This window comes from Streptomyces sp. NPDC026500, assembly GCF_055567635.1.
In genome coordinates, this window is record NZ_JBVHQB010000001.1 from 363,838 (window position 1) to 385,858 (window position 22,021).

Here is a 22,021-nt window from a genome sequence, read left to right on the forward strand (position 1 = left end):
TTACGTTTGTGTCAAGGGATCGCAAGGGGAGAGTAAAGGGCGGCTCAGTGCGGTGAGGCGATCGCCCTGGCCGCCGCGACCTCCTGCCGCACCGGTTCGAGCACGCTGTCCGACGGCCCGCTGAGATCGGTGCGGACGGCGACGAGCACGTTCGTCTCGCGCAGGCCCTCGGACAGCTCCCGCAGTTGGCGCGCGATGGTGGAGATCTCGACGGCGGACGGCTCGGCCGCGCCCTGTTTGACGCGGACCCGGGCGGCGGTCGTCGTGTCCACGATCCGTTCGACGGCGACGACGAGCGGCATCCAGGCGGCGGCGCGGCGCCCGCTGGGCGGCGGTTCGGTCAGCGCGCGCTGGAACTCCGTACGGATGGAGGACAGGTCGCGGTACAGGCGGCGCCTGCTGCGGGCGCGGGCCGCGGGCTCGGCGGCGTCCCCGAAGGCCAGCTCGACATAGCCGGCGGTGTCGGCGACCGCGTCCGCGAGCCGGTCGCCGACCCGGGCGTGCCAGCTCTCCGGCCAGAGGAGGTACCCGGCGATCAGGGCGATGGCGCAGCCGATGAGGGAGTCGACGAGGCGGGGGACGATCAGCCCGGTGCCCTGGTGGTTGAGGATGTCGGACAGCAGCAGGATCACCGGGGTGATGGCGGCGGTCTGATAGCCGTAGCCACGGGGGGTCAGGGCCGGGATGAGCGCGGCGAGCAGCATCATCACGGGCACGTCCCACCAGCCGCGCGGCACCACGGTCAGCACGGCCGCCGCGACCACGAGGCCCGCGACCGTGCCGAGCGCGCGCAATAGCGCCCGGGAGAAGACGGAGCCGTAGTCGGGCTTCATGACGAAGGTGATGGTGAGCGCGACCCAGTACGAGCGTGGCACCGCGACGGTCGAGACCAGCACCTGGCCGAGGCCGATGCACAGGGCGAGGCGGGTGCCGTAGCGCCAGGAGGCCGCCGACAGCAGGACGTTGCGGGTGGCGCGGGCGGCGCGGACGCGGAGCGCGGCGGGCCGGCCGAGGCGGTCGCCGAGGGCGTGCGGGTCGGGGGACCGGTCCGTCACGACGTCGGCGGCGTGCCGCAGGGCGTGGTCGACGGCGCGCCCGGTCTCGTCGGCCGGGGTGGGCAGCCGGAGTTCCAGGGGGCCGGTGCCGCCGGTCTCGACGGTCTCGGCCAGACGGCGTACGGCGGCGGCGATCTCGGCGGGCAGCGGTTCGCCCCGCTGGTGGGCGGCGGGGGCGGCCTCGACGACGGGGGTGACGGCGTTCAGCTGGGCGAGCAGCCGGACGAGGTCGGGGCTGCGGCCGTGGTGGAACGCGCGCCGGGCGAGGACGACGTCGTACGACTCGTTCAGGGACCGGGTGACGGTGAGGCGGAGGCGTTCGTAGTCGTCGGTGCCGCTCGCGGCGAGCAGGTCCGCGACCGTCCGGTAGGTGCTCGCGACGGCGGACCGCTCCGGCATCCCCGAGCGCAGCGGCCAGGCGAGCAGGGTCAGCGCGAGGACGAGGAGTCCGCCGCCGGCCATCAGCAGCGGGGCGAGCCACCAGGCGCCGGGCAGCGGAAGTCCGGCGCCGATCACGCAGTTGAGGAGCAGCAGCAGTCCGGTGACGGAGGCGACGGCGCCGATCGACGAGATCATCCCGGAGACCAGGGCGACCCCGGTCACGGTGGCGACGGCGACCCAGCCGTGCCCGAAGACCGCGGCGCCGATCGCGACGCCGATCGCGCCGAAGAACTGCGGGAAGGCGATGTTGAAGATCCGCATGCGGTACGCGTCCGCGGTGTCGCTGATGACGCCGGACAGTGCGCCCATGGAGGCCAGGGCGCCGTACGCGGGTTGGTCGTAGGCGAGGCCGATGGCGAGGGGGAGCGACAGGGCGACGGCGGCGCGGGCGGCGGCGGCCCGGTTGACGGGCACCCGCTGCGGTTTGAGGTTCCTGACCAGCCAGTCGGGAGGGGTGAGGCCGATGGGGAACTCGCGGGACATGTACCGAGTATGGCGGTTTTCCGGGGACGGCCCCCGGCTCAGTCCCGCTGGTGGAGGGTGAGGTCGACGACGAGGGCGCGGTGGTCGCTGCCGCTGATCCGCAGGAAGACGGCCCGCTCGGCGGAGAAGTCGGCCGACACGAGGACGTGGTCGATCTGCGCGCCGAACGTCGGTGTGGTCCTGGCCGGCCAGCTCGGGGCGCGCGGTGAGCCGGCGAGCCGGGCGCTGTCGTGCAGTCCGGTGTCGAGGATGCGGCGGAAGACGGCGTGGTCCTGGGAGGCGTTGAAGTCCCCGGCGAGAACGGTGGTTTCGCGGGACTTTGCGGCATAGTCGCGCAGTTCACCCAATTCGTGCCGCCATAGGCCGAGTTGGCCCGGGAGCGGGGGCATCGGATGCGCGAGCTGCAGTCGTACGGCGTGGCCCTGTACGTCGGCGACGGCGCCCGGCATGCCCATGGTTCCGCGCACTCCGGCGGCGCCCTTCAGCGGGAACCGGCTCATGACGACCGACCCGTCGGACCCGGCCCCCTCGACCGCCTCCCGGTACGGATACACGCCCCCGCTGCCCCCGAAGGCGTCCTCCAGCGCCCGTGAGCACCCGTACTCGCACTCCTCGACGAACAGGATGTCGGGCCTGCGCTGCCGTACGGCGGCGACGAGCGAATCGGTCCCCCGCCCGAACTCCACGTTGGAGGTCATGACCCGCAGCTCGGCGAGCGGCTTCCCGTGGGGTTCGGCGGCCTTGCCGTAGGGCTCGATGAACCAGGCGAGGAACCCCAGGACGGCGACTCCCCACACCAGGCCGGTCCGCCAGCGCGCGAGCAGGGCGAGCAGCAGGGCGAGGCCGGTCGGCGCGAGCAGCCACGGCAGGAACGCCAGCAATTGCGGTACGGGCGTGATCCCGTCGGTGTCGGCCGCCCGGCATCCCACGACGACGCTCACCCCGGCCAGCAGCAGCCCGGCCACCCAGATCGCGAAGGTCCGTCCGGTCCGCCGCTCCCGGTGCGCCGGTTGCTCCGCGCCCGTCCACTCAGCCGCCGCAGTGTCCAACTCCCGGCCTTCCGCTCGTCCGCGTGGGGTGTCCGAATTCTCCCCTGAAGACGGGGTGCGGCGGTGGACGGTTGCGAGGGTTGCCCGATGCGAAGTCCGGCCGGCGGCGTCTTCCGTGTGCTCGGGCGGAGTCAGGCGCCCACGCTTGTCGACTGCTCGGCCGAAGTCTGCGCGGGCGCCTCGGCCGCCCGCCGGTAGCGCGCGTACGCGCCGGCCAGCGCGGCGGTCAGAGCCACCGTCAGACCCACGGCCAGCAGCAGCCAGCTGACGAACCGGAGGGTCTCGGTGAGGGCGTCGTACACCGCGCCCGCTGCCATGCGGGACACGTCGGGCGGCAGGTCGTCGAGGGTGAGGCTGCGGCCGACGGTGACCGCGACACCGAGCAGCGCGGCGCCCAACGCGGTGCCGAGGCCCGTCGCGAGGACCGCCCGGCGTCGGCGCACGGCGATGACGATCCCGATCGCCGCGAAGACGACCGACGCCACCGGCAGCCAGAAACCGGCGACTTCGAGCACGTGGAACCCCTTCCGGAGCCGGGCCAGGTCCTCGGCCTCGAGCACGGTGATCTCGGTGTGCTCGACGGGGATCCGGTTGGCCAACGGCATGTGGTCGTCGGCGAGTCGGCGCTTGACCCGCTCGGTGACGGGTGCGAGGTCGACGGTCACCGCACCCTCGCGGTCCTCGCGCAGCGCCCGCATCACGGCGTCGTGGGCGGCCATGTTGGCGGCCTCCCACGCGGTGCGGTAGGCCTCGGTCTCGGTGAACGAGCGCACGGCGTCCCGCACGAAGTGGTTCACCGGCCCCTGGAGCCTTGGCCGTACGTGGACTTCGCGCAGGATGTCGTCGGTGACGCCGGCCGCGATGGCGTCCCGGACGTCGTCGTCGGCGGCGAGCGGCGCCATGGTGGCCTCGTACCGCTCGGAGTCACCGAGCCCGTACGTCGCCCACGTCGACAGCGCGCCGAGCGGCGCGAGGAAGCAGGCGAGCACGATCAGCACGGCCGACAGAGCGCTCCGGACACGAGGGGACACGTCTTCAGGCAAGGCCTCCCGGCCGCCGTACGCGACCGGGTTGACTGCAAATGGGCGCATATGACAAGCCGAACGGGCAGCCGTCGCAGTCGCTAGGCCGCCCGCGACCCCGTCGTGGACCTCGCCTGAGGCCCTCGGGCGGCGTGGCTCACCCCCGTGCATCCCAGTGGCCCCAAGGGCTTTGGCCGCTCAGGTGGAGCCCTCACCCGAACGGGTGTTTCCTGGATCTGGGGAAAAGGAGGCCGATATGCGCACCACCCCGGCCCTGCGGACTCTTGCCGCGGCCCTGCTCAGCGGCGGTGTACTGACCGTCGCGGCCGCCGGCACCTCCATGGCGGCGGCTCCGTCGGCGCACACCGACAGCGGTGGCGGCTCCGGCAGTCCCGTCTGGGGCACCGTCATCTCCCGTGGAGAAATGAACCTGCGGCTTCAGCCCAGCACGAAGTCGCCCGTCGTCGGCTCGCTCTCACCGGGCAGCCAGGACCGCGTCCAGTGCGCGGTGAACGGACAGAGCGTCTTCGGCAACACCAGCTGGTACTGGCTCGTCGGCGCCCATGCCTGGGCCAGCGCGGCCTTCGTCGACACCGGCGGCCGATGGGTGCCGAGTTGCTCGGACCCGTGTCCCGACCAGAAGGACGGGACGTGGCACAACGCCCACTGGGACAACAACCGGAACCCGGCCGAAGACCCCGGCTGGAGTGTGACCGCCTCCGGTTCCTGGACCTTCACCGTCTCCAGCGCGTGGAGCTGGACCGTGTCCGGCTCCTCCTCGAACTCCTGGGACTGGGTCCCAGGTGGCAGGTGAGTAGGTGAGTGAGGGAGACGCATGAGGCCCCGGCAGTCCGCCGGGGCCTCGTGCGCCGTGGCGCCGAAAGCCGTCGTGCGCCGTGTGCCGCTCCGACGTCCTACGACGTCGGAACGGCACAGGACGACGTCAGCTCGCCTTTCCCGCCGCGTCCTCGTGCGTGTAGTAGCGGTAGAAGGCCACTGCGAACACGCCCAGCGCCACCGGCAGCGACATGAACACGGACCGCAGGACGGTCGCGTCGGTCTGGCTGTACAGGAAGCCGAACGCGCAGCCCGCGAACACGGCCCACACCAGCGCGTGCAGTTCGCGGCGCAGCGTGGGCGCCACCGTGCGGACGCCGATGTAGGCCGCCGCGAACGCGATGGCGCACACGAAGCCGAACAGCACGTTCCAGCCCGTGATGCCACCGGCGTTCCGGTTGATGGCGGCGGCCCAGTAGCCGTAGATGAGCCCGCCGGTGACGGGTATCGCCCACTTTGTGATCGTGTGGGTCTGTTCCCCGAAGACGTCGGTCGATCCGGATGTACGTGGTGTCCCTGACACGGGTGCAGCTTGAGCCATGGAAGGACTCCTCTCTGCTCGCCCCCGCTTTCCAGGTCACACCTCGCCGCAGCCCCTGGCAAGTCGGGACGGGACGCCCACGCCGCCCTCTTTCACCGGGCCGCGGCACAGGTGCGACGATCAAGGCCAGGTGCTCGCCGGGATGCGGTGATCATGGTCGCGTGCTTCGCTGAGGTGCATGAAGCTCGTACTTTTTGGTGCCACCGGCATGGTCGGCAGCCGTATCGCCACGGAGGCGTCGGCGCGCGGACACCAGGTCGTCGCGGTCAGCCGGTCCGGACAGTCCCCGGTCCCCGGGGTCGCCGCGACAGCGGCCGACGCCTCGGACGCGGCGAAGGTCGCCGAGCTGGTGGCCGACGCGGACGCGGTGGGGTCGGCCTGCGTCCCGCCCCGGGACGGCTCGGATCCCCGCGAACCCTTCCTCGCCCTCAACCACTCCCTGGTGGAGGGTGTCCGGTCGGCGGGCGTGCACCGGCTCGTGATCGTCGGCGGCGCGGGCACCCTGGAGGTCGCTCCCGGTGAGGCCGCCTGTGACCAGCCCGACTTCCCCGAGGCCTACCTTCCCGAGGCGCTCGCCCACCGCGACGCCCTCGCCTACCTGCGAACCGATGTCGACGACCTCGACTGGACCTACATCTCACCCGCCGCCGAGATCGGACCCGGCGAACGCACGGGCGAATTCAGGATCGGCGGCGACCGCATGCTCACCGACGCGGAAGGCCACAGCCGGATCAGCGCCGAGGACTACGCGATGGCCTTCGTCGACCAGCTGGAGATGCCCATTCACCCGCACGGCCGCATGTCCGTCGCTTACTGAGAGCACGAACAAGGAGGGGGTACGGCGAGGTGGCCGACCGGAGATTCGTACTCGGCCAACTCCCGCGCGCCGGGCCGCCGGACGCCGTCCAGCGGCAGAAACCGCTGGGGGTGCAAGGGCGCAGCGTCGCCTGGGCGCCGCCGCTGCTGCCGCTCGTCGGATCGCGCTGCTCGACGCGAACACCTCCGGCAGATTCCGGATCATCTCCTGGGCCGTGCTGGTCCCGGCCATCGCCGCGGCGATCTGCGGGGTGCTGGGCACCATGGGCCCTCGGCGCGCTGTCACTGCTCACCTACGGCGCCGTGGACGCGTCGTGGCCGCACCAGTACCGGACGGGCCTGCCGGATCTCATTCTCGTCCTGGCGGGCGGCGTCCTCGCGACCCTCGCCTGCTCCCTGCGGGTGCGCGGCGAGCGGCGCATGCTGCACATGCGGGATGTCGCCGAGACGACCCGGCGCACCGTGCTGCGCCCGATGGCACCGGGCTGGGGCAGCCTGGACCACGCGGCCGTCTAACTCGCCGCCGACAGCGAGGCCCGCGTGGGCGGCGACTTCTACGACGGACTCCCTCTCAGCCTCAGCGAGTTGACGCTCGCGCCGCCGCCGGTGCTCCGCGTTCCGCTCGCTCCCGTGAGACGCTGCTCCTGGTCACGGACGGGGTGACGGAGGCCCGTGACGCGGCGGGCGACTTCTTCCCGCTCCGCGGCGCCTTCGCCAAGGCGCCGGCGCGGGACCCGCGCACCGCCGACCCGCGCCTCCTCGTACGGTTCGTGCGCGACGGCACCCTGGACCACTGCGGGGGCCGGCTCGCCGACGACACGACGATCTTCGCCGTACGGCGCCGGGCGCGCGTCGAGCGGCGGACGTAGCGGGAGCCGTGGACGCGGACTTCGGGGCCCGGGCCGGGCCGGACGTTCGCACTCTTCGCGTCCCCCGTTTGCATGCGCAGCCGTTACGGTGCTGAGGTACCTGATCGATGGGGGAGGGAACCTATGCCCGGAACCGTGCTGCTCCTCGCTGCTTCGCCGGTGGGCAAGGGGTGTCTGGTGGACGCGGCCTCCGTGCTCCCCGTGCTCGCGGCCGTCGCCCCGTCGGTGCTGTCGGGCACCGACACCGCGAACGTCGTCGAACTGGCCGACCCGTTGGAGCCGCAGGCCGTTCTGACCCGGCTGCGCGCGGCGGCGACGGCTCCGGGACCGCTGACGATGTTCCTGACCGGGCAGCTCCAACTGGACCGCCGCCAAAGGCTTCCGCACCTCGCGCTGGCCCGCACCACTGCGTCGACGGTCCGCTACACGGCCTTCCCCTGGCACTGGGTCACCGAGGAACTCCGGCTGCGCCCACCGGGTTCGACGACCGTCTTCATCGACCTGCACGCGGACGCGGACACCTGGACGCTCCTCGCCGGGCGCCCTCTCACGGCGGGCCCGGCGACCGCGCTGTACGGCCGCGTCGCCCCGCCGCCGTCCCGGCGTACGGTGGCGCAGCCGACGTACATGAGAGCCGTCGCCACCCTTCTCCGCAGCGGCCACCGCCCTCCTCTCCTCCAGCTCCACCAGCAGGCCCTGGCGAGGACGTCGGGCGAGGAGACCGCCCGGCCGGGGGCGGCGGACCTGGTGTTCGCACCCGGGCAGTCGTGGGCCGGGCAGCCATGGCCCCCGGCACCGGGGTTCACGACCGTGACGTCTCCGCCGCGAACACCGCCGCCCCCGCCGATTCCACCCACCGTGCCCCCTGCCCCGCCCGTGATTCTCCCCAGCCAAACGGCCCAGCACGTGAGTTCACCGCCGTCCGATCCCCACGAGGAGATCACCGTCGCCGTCCGGGACGGTCGGCACGACGAGGCTCTCGCTCTGGCGGGGCGGCGGGAGCGGGACGCGCTGCGCGTGCACGGGCCCGGCTCCGAGCAGGTGTTGCACTGGATGGAGGTACGGGCGGACCTGGCGATGTTCGCGGGGGACCCGGAGCGCAGCTGCCGTACCTGGCTGGCTCTCGCGGGGACCCGGCTGGACGCGGGGCAGGCGCCGGACGCCCCGGAGGTGGAGTCGGCCGTGGACCGCGCGCATCACCAGTGGGGCCGCATCGACGACCGAGCGCGGGCCCGCGAAATCGGCGCGGAGCTGGCCCGGTTGAGGCTGCGCGTGCCCGGACGCCGGGAGGGCGCGCTGGACCATGTCCAGCAGCAGCTGCGCCAGTTGCAGACGCAGGCCTGAGTCCGCGGGCTTGAGTTCGCGGTCCTGAGTCCGCGGTCCTGAGTTCGGGGCCCTGAGTCCGGGGGAGTTCAGTCGCCGGCCGCCAGCGACGCCAGCGCCCCCGACACCAGGGTCCGTACCCCCGGCGCGACCGTGGACAGGTCGGGGGCGAAGTGCGGACTGTGGTTGCTGGGCACGGCCGCGAGCCTGGTCATGAGGTCGTCGCCGCCCGGGGCCGCGTTCCAGACGTCGGCCGGAGTGCTGGTCACGAACCAGTAGGAGTAGGGGATCCCACCGGCCGCGAGCCGCGGGAAGTCCTCGCTGCCCATGGCCGGACCGGGGTCGAGGATCGTCCCGGCACCGAAGACCTCGCCGTGCACGGCGGCGATCCGCCGGTCGGTGTCGGCGTCGTTGACGGTCATCGGGAAGTCGTTGCCGACTCCGACGTCGGGGTCGCGCGGACAGCCGGCCGCCACGCACTCGCCCGCCGCGACCCGTCGCACGGCGGCGATCATCCGCTCCCGCACGTCCTGCGACTGGGTCCGCAGGTTCAGGGCGATCCTGGCCTCGGACGGGATGATGTTGTGCCGCGTGCCGGCCTCGATCCGTCCCACCGTGAGCACGGCGGACTCCCGGGCCGCGATCTCCCGGCTGACGACCGTCTGGAGCCGCGTCACGATGTACGCCGCCGTCACCACCGGGTCGACGGTCGCCTCGGGCCGCGAACCGTGCCCGCCCCGCCCGTGCACGACGATGTCGATGTCGGTCGAGGCGGACATGATCAGGCCCGGGGAGTGCGCGTACAGCCCGGCGGGGCCGGGGGCCACGTGCTGGGCGAGCAGGACGTCGGGCCGCGGGAAGCGTTCGTGGAGCCCGTCCGCGACCATGCGGGCCGCGCCCTCGCCGGTCTCCTCGGCGGGCTGCCCGACCAGCACCAGCGTGCCGGACCAGGTGTCGCGCCCGGCGGCGAGCGCCTCCGCCGCCCCGGTCAGCCAGGTGACGTGCAGATCGTGACCGCAGGCGTGCATGACCCCGTCGGTCCCCGAGGCGTACGGCAGCCCGGTCTCCTCGGCGACGGGCAGCGCGTCCATGTCGGCCCGCAGCAGGACGGTGGGCCCGTCCCCGTTCCGCAGGACGCCCACGACGCCCGTGCCGCCGACGCCCTCGGTCGTGTCGTACCCGGCCTTGCGCAGCCGCTCCGCGAGGGCGGCGGCCGTACGGTGTTCGCGCAGCGACAACTCGGGATGCCGGTGCAGGTCCCGGTAGAAGTCCTCCAGGGCGAGGACCGGAAGGTCGGCGGTGAGGTCCAGCGCGGTGCGAGCGGCGGTAGAGGTCACGGGGCCAGCGTAGGCGCGACATGTCCCTCGTACGGGGGATTCCTCGCTTTCGTACGACCGCGGGGCGACTGCGAGGACGCCCGCCGGTCGGGTCACGCAGAGGTGCGTACCCCGGTGTGGCACTCGAACCAGACGGTCTTGCCGCGTCCCGGCAGCGGATGCCATCCCCACCGGTCGGCCACCGCGTCCACGATCAGCAGCCCGCGTCCGCCCTCCGCGAGTTCGCCGTCCACAGCTGTGGACAGAGGTGGCCGGTGCGCCCGGGGTGGCCGGGGACAGGTGTCGGTCACCTCCACCCGCACACCGTTCGCACGCCGCAGTATCAGCAGCGCGGCGCCCTGGTCGGGGACATGACGTACGACATTGGCGAGCAGTTCGGTCAGCGCCAGCGTCGCCGCCTCCGTCAGTTCCGGCATCTCCCAGGCGATCAGATACGCCTTCAGGATCCGGCGCAGATGCCGCGCCGAATGCTCACCCACGGTGAAGCGGATGCCGTACCGCGCGTCGATCGTCCCGTTCGGCAGGTCAGTTGCATGATTCACGACTCCAGCGTGGAGTGGTCCGGTTACGCTCGGCTACAAATCGAATTGAACGCCGCCCGGCGTTCGGACCCGGGGGTGAGCGTCCCATGCCCAACATCCGCGAACTGGACCCCAGCGCGTCGCCGTTGGACTACTTCGGTTCGGAGCTGCGTCGGCTCAGAGAGGCCGCGGGGCTGAAACAGGGCGAGCTGGGCGACATCATCTTCTGCACCGGCTCCCTGATCGGCCAGGTCGAGACCGCCCACAAGGTGCCGACCCGGGATTTCGCCGAGCGCATCGACGCGGCCCTGCTGACGGGCGGGGCGTTCTCCCGCCTCGTGGGGCTGGTCCTGCGGAGCCAGTTGCCGACCTGGTTCCAGGCCTACGCGGAGATGGAGGCGAGGGCCGCCTACATCTCGACCTATCAGTGTCAGCTGGTGCACGGCCTTCTCCAGACGGAGGCGTACGCGCGTGCGGTGCTGGGCGTCGACCACACGGACAGGCTCGACGAGATGGTGGCGGCGCGGACGGAGCGCCAGCGGATCCTGAAGCGCGAGCAGCCGCCCGTTCTGTACGCGGTACTGGACGAGGCGGTGCTGCACCGGCAGATCGGCGGTAGGCGGGTCATGCGGGAGCAACTCGGCCATCTGTTGGGCCTCTTGGACCAGCCGTGGACGCAGCTCCAGGTGCTGCCGTACTCGGCCGGGGAGCACGCCGGAATGATGGGCTCGTTCAACCTGCTGCGCTTCGGTGACGACCCGGACATCCACTACAGCGAGAGCTACGACTGCGGCCATATGACGGCCAACCCGCAAGTGATCAGGGAGCGTTCGCTCGGCTACGCTCGATTGCAGGCCGAGGCTCTCTCGCCGAGGGAGTCGGCGGCACTCATCACTCGGCTGATGGAGGAACGCCATGGGGAACAGCCCGGATCTGACGCGTGCGCGGTGGCGTAAGTCGACCTACAGCGGGAGCAGCGGCGGTGATTGCGTCGAGGTGGCCCCCCTGGCCGCCCACGTGGCCCTCCGCGACTCGAAGAACCCCGCCCAAGGGGTCTTCACCGTCGGGGCGGGTGCCTTCGCCGCGTTCGTCGAGGCGGCGGTGGACGGCACCCTGCTCGGCTGCTGGAGGTGAGCGCCATGGGGAACAGCCCGGATCTGACGCGTGCGCGATGGCGTAAGTCGTCGTACAGCGGCGACACCGGAGGTCAATGCGTCGAGGTGGCCCCCCTGGCCGCCCACGTGGCCCTCCGCGACTCGAAGGACCCCGCCCAAGGGGTCTTCACCGTCGGGGCGGGTGCCTTCGCCGCGTTCGTCGGGGCAGCGGTGGCCGGCAGCCTCTGACGGGGTTCGGGGCCCGGGGCGGGTCGGCTCAACGTCGGCGTGTCCCGGCCGCCCTCCCGGAGGGAGCCCGGCGCCGTCCGGTGGGGAATCCCCTGTGCCGGGCCGTCTACGGGGCGGTGGGTGAGGCGGTGTGCACGGCGGGGGCCGGTTCGGCCGCTCTCGCCGGGCCGACGTTCGCCGCCGTGACCAGCGCGGCGACCGCGATGACGGCGGCCAGGAGCCCCCTGGAGTAGCGCGCGGAAATACGTCGGAGCACGGTGACCTCGCAACAACAGCGGCGTATTAAGCATGCTTAATCCGGCGCTTAACGTAGAGGCTCCCGGGCTCACATCGCAAGAGGGCCCGTGAGGTTGGCAGTAGTCAAAAGCTGGACTGACTTAACTCGGCTTAATGGCATGCTTAACCCATGGCGGAGCGGGACGACCCTGAGATCATCGGGCGCAGGGTGCAACAGCTGCGCACGGAACTAGGCCTGACGCAGAAACAGCTGGCGGAGCCCGCGTACACACCCGCGTACATCTCCACCCTGGAGGCCGGCCGGGTGCGGGCCTCCGAACCGGCGCTGCGGCACATAGCCGGACGGCTCGGGGTCGCGTACGAGGAACTGGCGACCGGGCGGCCCGCCCATCTCGCCACCGACCTGAGGCTCCGGCTGACCGACGCGCAGCGCACGCTCGCCACCGGGGAGGCCGAGCCTGCCGCCGAGGTCTACGCCGCGCTGCTCGCGGAGGCGGAGGCCCACGGGCTGGTCGCCGAGCAGGCCGCCGCGCTCCTCGGACTCGGCGAATGTGCCCTGGACATGGGCGACTTGGAGACGGCGCGGCGGCGTTTCGAGGAGTCCGAGCAGCGGTTGGGGGACGCGCCGCTGCCGCAGCGGGTGCCCGCCGTGCGCGGCCGGGCGGTCTCCCACTACCTCGCCGGTGAACTCCGTTACGCCTGCTACCTGTTCGAGTCCACCCTCGACGAACTCAACCGGACGGGCCTGCACGACCCCGAAGCGCTGCTCCTCCTCTATACGGGAGTCATCGCGCCCTACATGGACATGGGCGCGCACGCCCGTGCCGCCCAGGCCGCCGAGTTCGCGCTCGCCCTCGCGCCGCAGGTCGGGGACCCGGCCCTGGTGGCACGGATGCACCGGTCGGTGGCGCGGACGATGATCGCCGAGGGGCGGATCGTCGAGGCCGACGCCTCCCTCGCCAAGGCCGCCGAGCTCTACCGGCAGCTCCAGATCCGCACCGAGCTCGCCAACTGCCACTGGATGCGCGGATACCTGTACGCGCAGAACGGCGAACTGGAGCGCGCCGAGAGCGAGTTGCGTGAGGCACAGGCCATGCTCTCCGCCAAGCGGGCCGCGCTCTACACCAGCCAGGTCGCGGTGGAACTGGCCGACGTACTGCACCGGCGCGGCAAGTCCGACGAGGCCGGCGAGCTGCTGCAACAGGTGCTCGGTGATCTGCACTCCGAGCGGGGCGCCATCCACTCGGCCGCCGCGCACCGCCTGCTCGGCATCATCGCGGAGGACGCCCGGGACACCGAGGCGGCGGAGGAGCACTATGTGCGGGCGATGAGCCTGCTGGAGCGGGCCGGCGCGGCGGGCGACCTGGCGGACCTGTGCCGGCTGCTGGGCGACCTGCTGCGGCGCACCGGCCGCGTGGAGGCGGCCCTGGACGCCTACCGCACCGGCCTCGGCCATCGCACCGCCCCGGGCACGACGACCCTCGGCCCGGCCCCGGCCCAACCGCCCCTCTGACAACGGACGTGGTGGACCGGCGCAAGCCTCAGGCCATGCCGTCCACCGCGTCCTTCGCTTCCTTCAGGCCCGCCCCCGTGGCCTCCCGGTAGGCCTTGATCGCCTGGATCTTCTTGCCCTCGCGCACGAAAGCGATGACCTCGGGCAGGTGCGGGGGATCCTCGCGGATGCCGAGGCGGTCGAGTATCAGGTCGAGCTGGCGCTCGACGTGGGCGATCCTGCGGTCGGTGCGGCTGAGCTTGCTTTCCAGAGCGGCGAAGCTCGCGATGATGAGCCCGGCGAGGGCGATGAGACCTGTCGATTCCATGGTCACCGATCCTAGAGCGCCTCGCCCGGGGAGCCGAGGCGGCGCAACAGGCCGAGCAGCGTGGCCCGTTCGCTCTCGTCGAGCGGACCGAAGGACGCGGTGAGGACATCGCGCGTGACGGCACGCCCCGCCGTCAGGACGCGCTCGCCGGTCTCCGTCAGGTGGTGCTCGATACGCCGGCCGCGACCGGGCCGCCGTTCGATGAGGTGCTGGGCCGCCAGTCGGGAGGCGAGGGTGCCGAAGGACTGGTCGCCCTGGAAGGTCGCGACCGCCAGCTCGTGCGCGGAGGCTCCGGGCGTACGGGCGATCGCCCGCAGCGCGTCCCACTGCGCCAGCGTCGTGCCGACCGTCGCGAGGCGGGTGTCCAGCGCGCGGTGATGCCGGTACTGCGCCTCCTTCACCGCCCGCCCCAGCTCTTCGAGATCGACGGGGGCGGGGTGAGCAGGAGGTGAGTCCGGGCCCACGGCGGCCGGAGCGGCGAGGCCGGTGCCGGCGCGGGCGGCGGTCCCGGTCTCGGTGTCGGCACCGGGGGCGGTCCCGGTGTCGGCACCGGCACCGTCAGCAGCCCCGGTCCCGGTGTCGGCACCGGCACCGTCACCGGCGGAGGCGCCGGTAGCAGGCCCGGTCTCGGCCCTGTCGGAGGAGGCGCGGGCTCCGTGGTCCTCATGGTTCGCGGTCATGTCCGCATCCTAATCCAGAATCTAAGGTTGCGTATATACGTATGCGTAGATACCGTGGGGCGCATGACCGACACCGAGATGCGAACCCGTACCGTCCACGCACGCCCCGACCTCCCCCTCACGCTCACCGAGACCGGCCCCGCCGACGGCCGCCTCGCGCTCGTCCTGCACGGCGGTGGCGGGCCCGCCACCGTCCAGGGCATCGCCGCGCACCTGGCCGGCCGGCACGGCATGCGCGCCGTCGTGCCCACGCACCCGGGCTGGAACGGGACCGAGCGTCCCGACTGGTTCACGGGCGTCGACGACCTGGCGATCGCCTATCTGCACTGGCTCAGGGACGAGGGCCATCGTGACGTCCTCGTCGTCGGCTCCTCGCTCGGCGGCTGGACCGCGGCCGAGATGGCGTTCCGCGACGAGGGCGCGGTGATCAGCTCGCTGGTGCTGGTCAACGCGGCGGGCGTGGCCGTTCCCGGAGAGCCGGTCCGCGACATCTTCGGGCTCCGGCCCGACGAGATCGCCACCTACTCGTTCCACGACGCGGCCCGGTTCGCCGTGGACCCCGCCACTCTCACCGAGGAGCGGATCGCGGCCCAGCGGGCCAACATGGCCACCATGCGGGTGCTGGCCGGTGACCCGTACATGCACGACCCGAAGCTCCTGAACCGGCTCGGCCGGGTGCGGATCCCGGCTCTGGTGCTGTGGGGCGAGAGCGACCGCATCGTCACGCCGGCGTACGGGCGGGCCTACGCGCAGGCGTTCGCGCGAGGGCGGTTCGAGTCGATCGCCGAGGCCGGTCATCTGCCGCACATCGAGCGGCCCGAGGCGACGTTCGCCGCGCTCGACGCGCACATCGAGTCGCACGTCGAGTCGCACTTCGGCGCGCAACTCGACACGCACGCCGGTGCCGGTAGCGCCCCCGCCCAGCGGCGTTAGCCGCCCGAGGTTCCCGAGCCCGGGGCCCCCGTGCCGGTGACCAGGCCCGTGCCCGTGCCCGCCGTCACCGTGCCCCCGTCCGCCGCCGTCGGGTTCGGCGAGGAAGGCCCGCCGCTGGAGGGCTTGATCTCGACCACCGAGCCCTGTGCGAGCTGTTCGTACAGCCACTTGGCGTCGGCCTGGCGCAGGCCGATCCAGCCGCGGGACGGGTCGGTGACGCCCTTCTCGTTGCCCGTCATGGCGCCGACGTAGTCCGTCGTGCCGTCGGGGGCGGTGAGTTCGATCGCCCAGGAGGCCTTGAAGCTGTACGCGTCGCCGAAGCCGGCGGTCTTGCCGGAGACCCTCATGGAGGCCTCCTTGACGGTGACCGTCGACCGGAGGGTCGGCAGGTAGCCCGTCAGGCTGTCGGAGGTGAGCGTCAGTTCGCGGCCGGCGACCGAGATCACGCGCCGGCCCAGGTCGATCGTGGCGTCCGGCGCGACGGGCGGCAGGCTCGGGGTGGCGGTGGGGGCGGTGGGGGCGGTGGGGCTCGCGGCCGGGGGCGGATTCCGGTGCGTGTCGTCGCCCAGGTTCACCGCGACGACCAGGGCGAGCGCTGCCGCGACGGAGGTGCCGGCCGCTGCCAGTGCCGTACGGCGGCGTCGTCGGCGGCGTACCGCCCGGCCGCGGATCTGCGCGCCGGTCAGCGTCGGCGGCCGCTCGCCCTCCGCCGCCAGCTCCAGCAGGTCAGAGGTGAGTTCATCGGACACGGTCGTCCTCCCTCTCCCCCTTGCCGGACGCGCCCGCGGAGTCCATGGGACGCGCGGAGCCGGCCAGGTCCGCCGAATCCTCCGAGAGCACCCGTGCCAGCGCCGCCCGGCCACGGGAGAGCCGGGCCTTGACCGTGCCGACGGGGGCACCGGTTTCGGAGGCTACCTGCTCGACACTCAAGTCGCACAGATGGTGCAGAACGATCGCCATCCGCTGCGCCTCGGGCAGCGTACGCAGCGCGGCTACGAGTGCGGTGCGCTCGGGGCCGGGGCCCGGGGTGTGGTCGGACGGCGGTGTGCGCCGCACCAGCTCCAGCCAGCGCCGCGCCCGGCGCCAGCGGCTCACCGCGAGCCGCGTCGCGACGGTCCGTATCCACGCCTCGGGTGCGCCGTCGGCGAGGAACTCCCGCCGCCGGTCCCAGGCGCGGACGAACGCCTCCTGGACGACGTCCTGCGCCTCGCCGTGGTCCCCGGTGAACGCGTAGAGCTGGCCGGTCAGCCGGGGAAACGTGGTCGCGTAGAACGCGTCGAACTCTTCCTCGGTCATGCCCCCCGCCGGAATTTCCGCAGTTTCGCCGGCCGTGTGCAACCCGGCCGTCCCTGTCGTGCGTACAGGTCCCGTACGTCGCACATCGAAACACACCACAGGGGGATCACCATGACCACGGAACTGAGAGGCGGCCGGGGCCGGTTGGCCCGCGCCTGGAGCGCGGCGGCCGTGTGCGCGCTCGCGCTCACCGGGTGTTCGGCGCAGGCTGTGGCCGACGGCAGCGGGGGTACGGGAGTCGAGCCCGGCGGCAGGCCCGCCGCCACCGGGACCGCGGGTCCTGCGGGCAAGGCCCGGCCGAAGCCCTCCGCCACACCGCTCAAGTCCCTGGCGGGTGCGCACATCAACATCACCGACGGGCAGACCGTGGGCGTCGGCATGCCGATCTCGGTGACCTTCGACCAGCCGATACCCGTGGCCGAACGGGCCGATGTGGAAGGGCAGTTGAAGGTGACCGCCGATGTCGAGGGGTCCTGGGGCTGGGTCAGGGACCGCAACCTCGCCGACGGCGGGCGCGTCGACTTCCGGCCCCACGCGTACTGGAAGCCCGACACGGCGGTCACCGTCCGGGCCGGAGCCGGAATCACCAGGCATTTCACGGTGGGCCGCTCCCTCGTCGCCACGGTGGATGTCCGTACACACTTCATGACGGTTGAGACGGCCGGTTCGTCGCGCCGCGTCCCGATCACCGCGGGCGCGCCGGGCATGGACACCTGGAACGGCACGATGGTCGTCTCCGACAAGGCGGCCAAGGTCTTCATGAACTCCCGGAGCGTCGGCTACGGCGACGCGTACGCGGGCTATTACTACTACGCCGTCCACCTCACCACCTCGGGCACCTACCTCCACCAGAACCCGAAGGCGAACACCTACGGCGGGCGCCAGAACGTCACGCACGGCTGTGTCGGACTCGCCACCGGCGGCCCCGCGAAACGGTTCTACGACGAGGTCATCCCCGGCGATGTCGTCGAGGTCGTCGGCTCCCGGGACACGGTCGCCGTCGGCAACGGCTACGGCGACTGGAACGTGAACTGGGACCAGTGGCGGGCGGCGAGCGCGCTCGACTGACGCACATTCGTGCGGAAAATCTCCGGCCGGTGTCATCCGGCCGGCGGGCGCCGGGAGTTTGTAGGAGGGGGAGGCGCCCTTGCATCGTCCGAACGTCGCCTACATCACGAGGAGTTGTCCGTTCATGGCAGGGATTCAGAAGTATGTCGCGGCCGCCGCGGTCGCCGTGGCGCTGATCGGGGCGCCCACGGCGGCGTACGGCGTCTCGCCGGAGAAGGCGGCGCCCGCCTCCGGCGAGTCGGCGTTCGTGACCGTCCGGTCGGTGCACACCCCTCCCCTCTCGGTGGCGGAGATCGCCGCCGCGGCCCGGATCGACGCCACGGCCCGGATCGCGCCCACAGCTCGGATCGTCGCCCCGGACGAGCACGTCGCGGAGCCCGGCGGCGCCGAGTTCTGGCTGACGGCGGAGGGCAAGCACTGGACGATGCCCGACGACCCCGATCCCCATTTCACGAGCGTGGTCGACGGGAACATCGATCTCCACACTCCCGGTGTCTCGGCGTACACCGAGGTCACCGCCGCGGGCCACGCCACTCTCTCCGGCGTGTACTACGGCGGCCAGGGCACGGCCTCGCGCGTCACGGTGCGGACCACGGCCGGGACCCTCCACGGCAAGCTCCTGGAACTCGCGGGCAGCCCCGGCTGGGGCGTCTGGTACGTCAGCGCCGACCTGCCGACCCACAGCGCCGACGGCTTCGGCGTCCGCCACATCGTCGTCCGCGACACCGAGGGCAAGGTCTACTCCCGGCTGGACCTGAACTGAGCACGCGGGTGGGGGAGCCGGGCCGCCCAGGCTCCGGCTCCCCCACCCCGAACCACCCCCCACGCACCCGACCCGAGGGACCGCAGGTCGTGCCGCACAACCTCACCGCCACCTCCCAAGTCCACGCAGACAGTGGCGACTTCGCCGCGTACGCAGGCGCTGCCTGGCCCCGCCTGGTGCGCACCGCGCACCTGCTCACCGGCGACTTCCACGACGCCGAGGATCTCGTCCAGACCACGCTGGCCAAGGTGTACGCCCGCTGGCGGCGCATCCCGAGCGACGACGTCGACTTCTACGTACGCCGTTCGCTGGTCAACAACAACCTCAGCCGGACGCGCAAGAGACGGGTCGTGCAGCTGCTGATGCCCTTCGTGCCCGAGCGGGCGCACCAGCGCGATCCCGGACACGCGGAGGCCGTCACCCAACGGGCCGCGCTGGACACCGCGTTGGCCGCGCTGTCGGCACGGCAGCGCGCCGTCCTGGTGCTGCGTTACTGGGAGGACCTGGGCGAGGCAGAGACGGCCCAGCTCCTCGGTTGCTCCGTCGGCACCGTCAAGACCCATGCCCGGCGCGGCCTGCAGGCGCTGCGCGCCCACCCGGTGTTCGCCGGCCGCCACCCCGTCTCCGGAGCACGCTCATGAGTCTCTCGTCCCGTTCCGCGCGCATGTCGGCCGAGGCCGAGGAGCTGCGCGAGATGTTCGCCGACGCCGCGTACGACGTCACACCCTCCGCCGTGCCGCTGGTCGCCATCGAGCGCGAGGGCCGTAGGCGCCGGCGCCGACGCAGGACCACCGTGCTGGGGGCGGCCTGCGGGGCACTGCTGGTGCCGCTCGCCGTGGTCGGCCTCCACGACGGCGCGGGCTTCGGAACCGGCGAGTCGGCGAACCCGCTCGCCGCCCGGGGCAGCAGCGCGACCCCCTCCCCCGCGGAGACCGCCGGGCGGGTACGGATCGTGGCATCCGGCGAGCGGGTGCGGGTGGCGTCCGGCACCGAGATCTGGCTGACGAAGGACGGCTCGCGCTGGACGGAACCGGGCATGCCCGTCCAGTTCCACAGTGTCGTGGCCGGCAACCTCGATCCGAGCAGCCCCGGCGTCTCGCTCCAGGCGTCCTACTGGAACGACGGCCGCACGCTCCTCTCCGGGGTCTTCCACGGCTCGGGCGAAGCGGCCCACGTCGAGGTCACGACCGCCGCGGGCGTCGTCCACGCCACCGCCCTGACCCTCGCGGGCAAGCCCGGCTGGGGCGCCTGGTACGCGGTGACGTCGGCGCCGCCCACCCCGGCCCCGGACGACGCCCCGTCCCTGGATCCCCGGAGAGTCACGGTGTACGACAGCTCGGGCGCGGTGCTGGCGAGCCAGGGGTACCGGCCATGACGGGCCGGCGAGGCGTGCGCGTGCTGGGCGTGCGGGGCCCGCGAGGCGTGCGCGTGCTGGGCGTGCGGGGCCCGCGAGCCGTGCCGGGGACGCCGTCCTGGAGGGGGACGCGGGCCGGGAGCACCGCCCCCGCGAAGAGCGCGCGCTCGGGGGCCCGCGTCCGGGCCGGCCTCGGCCGCGTCCTGCGCAACCGGCGTGTGAAGGCCCGCCGCACCCGCGGCCGTCGTCTGCGCCGTGCGCTGATCGCGCTGCTCGTCCTCGTGCTCACGCTCGTCGGCGCGGCTGTGGTGGCGTACCGGCTCACCGGGATTCCCCAGCCGCACCCGGAGACCGCGATCCAGAGCACGGTCTTCGTCGACAGCCGGGGCGACTATCTGGGGCGGCGCGGCCCGGTGGACCGGCAGGAGGTCTCGCTCGCCCGGGTGCCGCGGCATGTCCAGGAGGCGGTGATCGCCGCGGAGAATCGTTCCTTCCGTACGGACACCGGGATCTCGCCGAGCGCGATCCTCCGTGCGGCCTGGTCGACGGTGAGCGGCGGCGGCCGGCAGGGCGGCTCCACGATCACCCAGCAGTACGTGAAGAACGCCCTGCTCAGTCCCCAGCAGTCGCTGTCCCGCAAGGCGCGCGAGGCGCTGATCGCGATCAAGCTGGACCGCACCCGGTCGAAGGACGAGATCATGGAGGGCTACCTCAACACGGTCTACTTCGGCCGCGGCGCCGCGGGCATCCAGGCCGCCGCGCGCAACTACTTCGGCGTCGACGCGGCCGCTCTGTCGGTCAGCCAGGGCGCCGCCCTCGCCGCCGTCATCAACATCCCCTCGTACTACGAGAAGGCGGGCTCGGACGCCGAGGTGACGGCGAAACTGAGGCGCCGCTGGGAGTGGGTGCTGGACGCGATGGCCGACAGCGGGGCGATCACACCGGCCCAGCGCGCCGCGGCCCGCCTCCCCGCGTTCCGGTTCTATCCGCCCGGGGCCACGGACGGCCAGCGCCAGTATCTGATCGACGCGGCTTCCGCGGAGGCCGCCGACCGGCTCGGCATCACCCAGGACGAACTGGCCCGCGGCGGTTACACCGTCCGCACCACCTTCGACCTCGCCGCCCAGGACGCGGCGGCGGAACCGGTCGCCGACCAGGCGGGCGCCAAGGGCATCAGCCTCCACACCGCGATCGTCGCGCTGGTGCCGGGCGACGGCGCGGTCCGGGTGCTGTACGGGGGCGCGGACTACGCCCGGCAGCCGTTCAACGACGCGCTGGCCGGAGCGGTGGAGGCGGGCACGGCGCTGGAGCCGTTCACCCGGACGAAGCTCCGCCCGCCGCTGACCGGGCTCGCGAAGCGGGCCGCGCCCACTCCGCTCTCGCTGTCGGCCGCGTACGCCGCGGCAGCGGCCGGCGGCACGTACGCCGAGCCGTACACCGTCCAGCGGATCACCCGGGACGGCCACACCCTCTACACCGCCCGCCCGCACACCACCACCGCGATGGAGCCGTCCTCCGCGCAGCTCGTCGCCAAACTCCTCTACTCCGCCGGCGGGCGCTGGGGCGTGTTCACCGGCGGTGCCGGAACCCGCACGCTGTGGCAGACCATGTACGACGCGAAGCTGTCCACCACGGTCGCCCTCTTCGCCCAGCATCCCGCCCACGGACGCCACCCGGCCCGCATCGCCCAGCTGCCGTCCACAGCGTCGAAAACGGCCGCCAATGTGGTGGCGGGCGTCATGAACCGGCTGGATCCCGTCGTCGCCCCGTGGCCGGTCGAGGGCCCCAGGCCGACATCCGGGGGCCGATGAGCGGCCCCGGGGTGCGCCAGGCGGTCGTGCGCGCCGCCGGCGAACTGCGCGACCTGAAGCACGAACTCCTGGCGGACCGAATCCGACGGCCGACATCCAGCTGTCCACAGAGCGGCCCGACCCGCGGCATTCCCGTGTCCCGCAGGGCGGGCCGACCGGGAGCGTGCCGGCGTACGCCCCCCTGAGGAGGCCGTCGTATCGGCGCCCCGCGACGGCGGGTCCGGGAGGCCCCGGACCCGCCGTCGCGGCCTGTCCGGTGCACAACAGGCTCGCCCGGTAAACGGCTCCGCGCACCGGAAAGATCACGGAACCGCCGCCCCGACGGCTGACCTCAGGGAACGCGCGGCCGACCGGGCGGGGACCGCGCACCGGGGTCCCCGCCCACGGCGTTCGGGAGCGGTCCGGGACGTCGAGTCGGAGCG

24 protein-coding genes and 1 pseudogene are annotated in these 22,021 nt (G+C 72.8%); 14 read left to right on the forward strand and 11 right to left on the reverse strand.

All coding sequences use genetic code 11. The annotated features are described in order from the left end of the window. Positions 1-44: 44 nt before the first annotated feature. The 3 genes from ACZ4N5_RS01625 to ACZ4N5_RS01635 form a co-directional block, all read right to left on the reverse strand. Positions 45-1,979: an FUSC family protein gene (locus ACZ4N5_RS01625; RefSeq protein WP_467755139.1), complete on the reverse strand. Its 1,935-nt coding sequence runs from the start codon at positions 1,977-1,979 to the stop codon at positions 45-47. 38 nt (positions 1,980-2,017) lie between these two features. Continuing rightward, positions 2,018-3,028, reverse strand: a complete 1,011-nt coding sequence (locus ACZ4N5_RS01630) for an endonuclease/exonuclease/phosphatase family protein (protein WP_467755140.1) — start codon at positions 3,026-3,028, stop codon at positions 2,018-2,020. A gap of 131 nt (positions 3,029-3,159) precedes the next feature. After that, complete coding sequence (locus ACZ4N5_RS01635; protein ID WP_467755141.1) at positions 3,160-4,059, reverse strand: hypothetical protein; 900 nt, start codon at positions 4,057-4,059, stop codon at positions 3,160-3,162. A 247-nt stretch (positions 4,060-4,306) separates the two neighbouring features. Here ACZ4N5_RS01635 and ACZ4N5_RS01640 point away from each other — a divergent pair, with 247 nt between their 5' ends. After that, complete coding sequence (locus tag ACZ4N5_RS01640; RefSeq protein ID WP_467755142.1) at positions 4,307-4,864, forward strand: SH3 domain-containing protein; 558 nt, start codon at positions 4,307-4,309, stop codon at positions 4,862-4,864. A 129-nt stretch (positions 4,865-4,993) separates the two neighbouring features. Here the strand turns inward: ACZ4N5_RS01640 and ACZ4N5_RS01645 are convergent, their stop codons facing one another. Then, a complete protein-coding gene (locus ACZ4N5_RS01645) occupies positions 4,994-5,428 on the reverse strand; it encodes a hypothetical protein (protein ID WP_467755143.1) in 435 nt (144 codons plus the stop codon). A gap of 178 nt (positions 5,429-5,606) precedes the next feature. Between ACZ4N5_RS01645 and ACZ4N5_RS01650 the strand changes: the two genes are divergently transcribed. From ACZ4N5_RS01650 to ACZ4N5_RS01660, 3 genes and pseudogenes are all read left to right on the forward strand, one after another. Continuing rightward, a complete protein-coding gene (locus ACZ4N5_RS01650) occupies positions 5,607-6,245 on the forward strand; it encodes an NAD(P)-dependent oxidoreductase (protein ID WP_467755144.1) in 639 nt (212 codons plus the stop codon). A gap of 29 nt (positions 6,246-6,274) precedes the next feature. Then, positions 6,275-7,113 (forward strand): annotated as a pseudogene (locus ACZ4N5_RS01655) (SpoIIE family protein phosphatase). Positions 7,114-7,236: 123 nt separating this feature from the next. After that, on the forward strand, positions 7,237-8,457 hold the full coding sequence (locus ACZ4N5_RS01660; RefSeq protein ID WP_467755145.1) for a hypothetical protein: 1,221 nt from the start codon (positions 7,237-7,239) through the stop codon (positions 8,455-8,457). Between the two features lie 68 nt (positions 8,458-8,525). Here ACZ4N5_RS01660 and ACZ4N5_RS01665 read toward each other — a convergent pair whose 3' ends face one another. Next, positions 8,526-9,773: an amidohydrolase gene (locus ACZ4N5_RS01665; RefSeq protein ID WP_467755146.1), complete on the reverse strand. Its 1,248-nt coding sequence runs from the start codon at positions 9,771-9,773 to the stop codon at positions 8,526-8,528. A gap of 92 nt (positions 9,774-9,865) precedes the next feature. Next, positions 9,866-10,315 carry an ATP-binding protein gene (locus tag ACZ4N5_RS01670; RefSeq protein ID WP_467755147.1) on the reverse strand — a complete coding sequence of 150 codons (450 nt, stop codon included), beginning with the start codon at positions 10,313-10,315 and terminating at the stop codon, positions 9,866-9,868. An 86-nt stretch (positions 10,316-10,401) separates the two neighbouring features. Between ACZ4N5_RS01670 and ACZ4N5_RS01675 the strand changes: the two genes are divergently transcribed. The 3 genes from ACZ4N5_RS01675 to ACZ4N5_RS01685 are packed head-to-tail and all read left to right on the forward strand — an operon-like array spanning position 10,402 to position 11,637. Next, positions 10,402-11,250 (forward strand): helix-turn-helix domain-containing protein, encoded by an 849-nt coding sequence (locus tag ACZ4N5_RS01675; RefSeq protein ID WP_467755148.1) that lies wholly within the window; start codon positions 10,402-10,404, stop codon positions 11,248-11,250. Beyond that, on the forward strand, positions 11,210-11,428 hold the full coding sequence (locus tag ACZ4N5_RS01680; RefSeq protein WP_467755149.1) for a DUF397 domain-containing protein: 219 nt from the start codon (positions 11,210-11,212) through the stop codon (positions 11,426-11,428). The genes ACZ4N5_RS01675 and ACZ4N5_RS01680 overlap by 41 nt, the downstream gene beginning before the upstream one ends. 5 nt (positions 11,429-11,433) lie before the next feature. Further along, on the forward strand, positions 11,434-11,637 hold the full coding sequence (locus tag ACZ4N5_RS01685; RefSeq protein WP_467755150.1) for a DUF397 domain-containing protein: 204 nt from the start codon (positions 11,434-11,436) through the stop codon (positions 11,635-11,637). Positions 11,638-11,743: 106 nt separating this feature from the next. Here the strand turns inward: ACZ4N5_RS01685 and ACZ4N5_RS01690 are convergent, their stop codons facing one another. Then, entirely contained in the window at positions 11,744-11,893 is a 150-nt protein-coding gene (locus ACZ4N5_RS01690) for a hypothetical protein (RefSeq protein WP_467755151.1), read from the reverse strand. 150 nt (positions 11,894-12,043) lie between these two features. Here ACZ4N5_RS01690 and ACZ4N5_RS01695 point away from each other — a divergent pair, with 150 nt between their 5' ends. Continuing rightward, positions 12,044-13,387 carry a helix-turn-helix domain-containing protein gene (locus ACZ4N5_RS01695; RefSeq protein WP_467755152.1) on the forward strand — a complete coding sequence of 448 codons (1,344 nt, stop codon included), beginning with the start codon at positions 12,044-12,046 and terminating at the stop codon, positions 13,385-13,387. A gap of 28 nt (positions 13,388-13,415) precedes the next feature. On the opposite strand, the gene ACZ4N5_RS01700 is transcribed toward ACZ4N5_RS01695, so the two are convergent. Together ACZ4N5_RS01700 and ACZ4N5_RS01705 are read right to left on the reverse strand one after the other, a co-directional pair. Continuing rightward, positions 13,416-13,694, reverse strand: a complete 279-nt coding sequence (locus ACZ4N5_RS01700; RefSeq protein ID WP_467755153.1) for a ribosomal protein L7/L12 — start codon at positions 13,692-13,694, stop codon at positions 13,416-13,418. A gap of 11 nt (positions 13,695-13,705) precedes the next feature. Further along, positions 13,706-14,158, reverse strand: coding sequence for a MarR family winged helix-turn-helix transcriptional regulator (locus ACZ4N5_RS01705; RefSeq protein ID WP_467755385.1), 453 nt, complete (start codon positions 14,156-14,158; stop codon positions 13,706-13,708). Between the two features lie 279 nt (positions 14,159-14,437). On the opposite strand from ACZ4N5_RS01705, the gene ACZ4N5_RS01710 reads away from it, so the two are divergent. Further along, entirely contained in the window at positions 14,438-15,307 is an 870-nt protein-coding gene (locus ACZ4N5_RS01710; RefSeq protein WP_467755154.1) for an alpha/beta fold hydrolase, read from the forward strand. Here the strand turns inward: ACZ4N5_RS01710 and ACZ4N5_RS01715 are convergent. Both ACZ4N5_RS01715 and ACZ4N5_RS01720 read right to left on the reverse strand, forming a co-directional pair. Then, the gene (locus ACZ4N5_RS01715; protein WP_467755155.1) at positions 15,304-16,056 is read right to left on the reverse strand and encodes a hypothetical protein; all 753 of its coding nucleotides are present in this window, start codon (positions 16,054-16,056) and stop codon (positions 15,304-15,306) included. The two genes, ACZ4N5_RS01710 and ACZ4N5_RS01715, sit on opposite strands and share 4 nt — an antisense overlap. After that, positions 16,046-16,603 (reverse strand): SigE family RNA polymerase sigma factor, encoded by a 558-nt coding sequence (locus ACZ4N5_RS01720; protein ID WP_467755156.1) that lies wholly within the window; start codon positions 16,601-16,603, stop codon positions 16,046-16,048. Before ACZ4N5_RS01720 ends, ACZ4N5_RS01715 begins: the two co-directional genes overlap by 11 nt. Positions 16,604-16,714: 111 nt before the next feature. On the opposite strand from ACZ4N5_RS01720, the gene ACZ4N5_RS01725 reads away from it, so the two are divergent. The 5 genes from ACZ4N5_RS01725 to ACZ4N5_RS01745 all read left to right on the forward strand — a co-directional run bounded on the left by ACZ4N5_RS01725 (position 16,715) and on the right by ACZ4N5_RS01745 (position 21,599). Then, positions 16,715-17,671 (forward strand): L,D-transpeptidase, encoded by a 957-nt coding sequence (locus ACZ4N5_RS01725; protein WP_467755157.1) that lies wholly within the window; start codon positions 16,715-16,717, stop codon positions 17,669-17,671. A 124-nt stretch (positions 17,672-17,795) separates the two neighbouring features. Continuing rightward, positions 17,796-18,434 carry a hypothetical protein gene (locus tag ACZ4N5_RS01730; protein ID WP_467755158.1) on the forward strand — a complete coding sequence of 213 codons (639 nt, stop codon included), beginning with the start codon at positions 17,796-17,798 and terminating at the stop codon, positions 18,432-18,434. Positions 18,435-18,523: 89 nt separating this feature from the next. Continuing rightward, positions 18,524-19,075 carry a SigE family RNA polymerase sigma factor gene (locus tag ACZ4N5_RS01735; RefSeq protein WP_467755159.1) on the forward strand — a complete coding sequence of 184 codons (552 nt, stop codon included), beginning with the start codon at positions 18,524-18,526 and terminating at the stop codon, positions 19,073-19,075. Continuing rightward, positions 19,072-19,809, forward strand: a complete 738-nt coding sequence (locus tag ACZ4N5_RS01740; protein ID WP_467755160.1) for a hypothetical protein — start codon at positions 19,072-19,074, stop codon at positions 19,807-19,809. The genes ACZ4N5_RS01735 and ACZ4N5_RS01740 overlap by 4 nt, the downstream gene beginning before the upstream one ends. Beyond that, the gene (locus ACZ4N5_RS01745; RefSeq protein ID WP_467755161.1) at positions 19,806-21,599 is read left to right on the forward strand and encodes a transglycosylase domain-containing protein; all 1,794 of its coding nucleotides are present in this window, start codon (positions 19,806-19,808) and stop codon (positions 21,597-21,599) included. Before ACZ4N5_RS01740 ends, ACZ4N5_RS01745 begins: the two co-directional genes overlap by 4 nt. Positions 21,600-22,021 lie beyond the last annotated feature (422 nt).

Excerpts from the sequence above, each read along its gene's own strand:
- ACZ4N5_RS01650 (WP_467755144.1), top strand. The coding sequence starts at position 5,607 with ATGAAGCTCGTACTTTTTGGTGCCACCGGCATGGTCGGCAGCCGTATC.
- ACZ4N5_RS01745 (WP_467755161.1), top strand. The coding sequence starts at position 19,806 with ATGACGGGCCGGCGAGGCGTGCGCGTGCTGGGCGTGCGGGGCCCGCGA.
- ACZ4N5_RS01680 (WP_467755149.1), top strand. The coding sequence starts at position 11,210 with ATGGGGAACAGCCCGGATCTGACGCGTGCGCGGTGGCGTAAGTCGACC.
- ACZ4N5_RS01625 (WP_467755139.1), bottom strand. The coding sequence starts at position 1,979 with ATGTCCCGCGAGTTCCCCATCGGCCTCACCCCTCCCGACTGGCTGGTC.
- ACZ4N5_RS01730 (WP_467755158.1), top strand. The coding sequence starts at position 17,796 with ATGGCAGGGATTCAGAAGTATGTCGCGGCCGCCGCGGTCGCCGTGGCG.
- ACZ4N5_RS01720 (WP_467755156.1), bottom strand. The coding sequence starts at position 16,603 with ATGACCGAGGAAGAGTTCGACGCGTTCTACGCGACCACGTTTCCCCGG.
- ACZ4N5_RS01700 (WP_467755153.1), bottom strand. The coding sequence starts at position 13,694 with ATGGAATCGACAGGTCTCATCGCCCTCGCCGGGCTCATCATCGCGAGC.
- ACZ4N5_RS01740 (WP_467755160.1), top strand. The coding sequence starts at position 19,072 with ATGAGTCTCTCGTCCCGTTCCGCGCGCATGTCGGCCGAGGCCGAGGAG.
- ACZ4N5_RS01640 (WP_467755142.1), top strand. The coding sequence starts at position 4,307 with ATGCGCACCACCCCGGCCCTGCGGACTCTTGCCGCGGCCCTGCTCAGC.
- ACZ4N5_RS01685 (WP_467755150.1), top strand. The coding sequence starts at position 11,434 with ATGGGGAACAGCCCGGATCTGACGCGTGCGCGATGGCGTAAGTCGTCG.
- ACZ4N5_RS01695 (WP_467755152.1), top strand. The coding sequence starts at position 12,044 with ATGGCGGAGCGGGACGACCCTGAGATCATCGGGCGCAGGGTGCAACAG.
- ACZ4N5_RS01660 (WP_467755145.1), top strand. The coding sequence starts at position 7,237 with ATGCCCGGAACCGTGCTGCTCCTCGCTGCTTCGCCGGTGGGCAAGGGG.
- ACZ4N5_RS01725 (WP_467755157.1), top strand. The coding sequence starts at position 16,715 with ATGACCACGGAACTGAGAGGCGGCCGGGGCCGGTTGGCCCGCGCCTGG.
- ACZ4N5_RS01710 (WP_467755154.1), top strand. The coding sequence starts at position 14,438 with ATGACCGACACCGAGATGCGAACCCGTACCGTCCACGCACGCCCCGAC.
- ACZ4N5_RS01645 (WP_467755143.1), bottom strand. The coding sequence starts at position 5,428 with ATGGCTCAAGCTGCACCCGTGTCAGGGACACCACGTACATCCGGATCG.
- ACZ4N5_RS01675 (WP_467755148.1), top strand. The coding sequence starts at position 10,402 with ATGCCCAACATCCGCGAACTGGACCCCAGCGCGTCGCCGTTGGACTAC.